This is a genomic window from Planococcus sp. CAU13 (assembly GCF_000775575.1).
GTDB lineage: Bacteria > Bacillota > Bacilli > Bacillales_A > Planococcaceae > Planococcus.
The window spans coordinates 1-1275 of record NZ_JRGN01000288.1; the positions used below are offsets into that span (position 1 = coordinate 1).

Sequence of the window (1275 nt, forward strand, 5' to 3'; positions counted from 1 at the left end):
TAGAGTGACCCAATAAAATGAGACAAGGAAAAAACACCACCAACGTCGTATGTAGTACCAACGACAATTTGGAGGTGTTTTTCTGTATGGGGTCAAAACAACGATTTTATCCAGAGGAAATTAAACTACAAGTGATCCAGATGAAACTGAGCGGGAACTATACCAATGCCGAGATCATGGAAATCCATCAGATTAAAAACAGGTCTCAAATCAGGACGTGGATGAAATGGTATCGAGATGGCGAGTCTCATCGGTTGGCGCAGGCTACAGGCAAGCAATACAGCTTCAATGCGGAGTTGAGTGAAATTGAGGAATTGAGAAAGAAAGTTCTGTATTACGAAGTGAAAGAAGAACTGATGGGAAAGTACCGGGAACTGGAAAGGGGGTGGAACCGGCCCTCTTCCTAGAGCTGGTGGATTGTTTCAAAGAGAAATATTCCATTACGATGATCTGTGAATGCATGGGCGTCCCTCGCCCCACTTATTACCGGTGGCGTCGGAGGAAGTACGGCAAAACGGAATTGGAAAAAGAGATTATCGCAATTTGTGAACAGCTGAAGTTTCGAGTGGGTCACCGGACGGTGAAAGGCCTGTTAAAAAATGCCGGCACCCTAGTCGATCGGAAGACAGTGCAGCGGATTATGCAAAAATACCAGATTCAATGTCGCATCAAACCCAAGAGGGCGAAGAAAATGGCGGGTGAGAGCAACCTGGTGGTACCGAACCTATTGGAACAAAACTTTAAAGCGGACGCCCCCAATCAAAAGTGGGTGACGGACATTACGTATCTCCCCTTCGGGGAAAGCATGCTTTACTTGTCGACCATTCTGGACTTGTATAACAATGAAGTGATTGCCTACAAAGTCAGTGACACACAAAATGCGCAGCTCGTGTTGGATACGCTGGAGATGGCTTGCCGGAAACGGAACACGGCCGGAACCATCCTGCACAGTGACCAAGGGGCTCAGTACACATCACGCGCGTTTCAACTGGCGACAAAAGAAAACGGCATTATCACCAGCATGTCCCGCAAAGGAAACTGCTTTGATAACGCCGTCATCGAATCCTTCCACTCCTCGCTAAAGTCGGAAGAATTCTACACCCTCGAGAGGGTGCACCTAACCAATGCCATTGTACAACAAAAAGTAGAAGATTACATGTATTATTACAACTACATCCGACCATTCCAAAAATTAAACTGCCATTCCCCGATCGAGTATCGGACAATGGCAGCCTAGGTGTTTTTTCTTGTGTCTCAAATTACCGGGTCAGTTCA

1 protein-coding gene is annotated in these 1275 nt (G+C 46.4%); it reads left to right on the top strand.

Annotation, left to right across the window (positions count from 1 at the left end; genetic code table 11):
• The first annotated feature begins 86 nt into the window (after positions 1 to 86).
• Positions 87 to 1237 (top strand): IS3 family transposase gene (locus KW93_RS13410; protein WP_152602462.1). Its coding sequence is split into 2 segments (ribosomal slippage): positions 87 to 360 and positions 360 to 1237, totalling 1152 coding nucleotides; the frame shifts between segments, so codons are not numbered across the junction.
• Positions 1238 to 1275 lie beyond the last annotated feature (38 nt).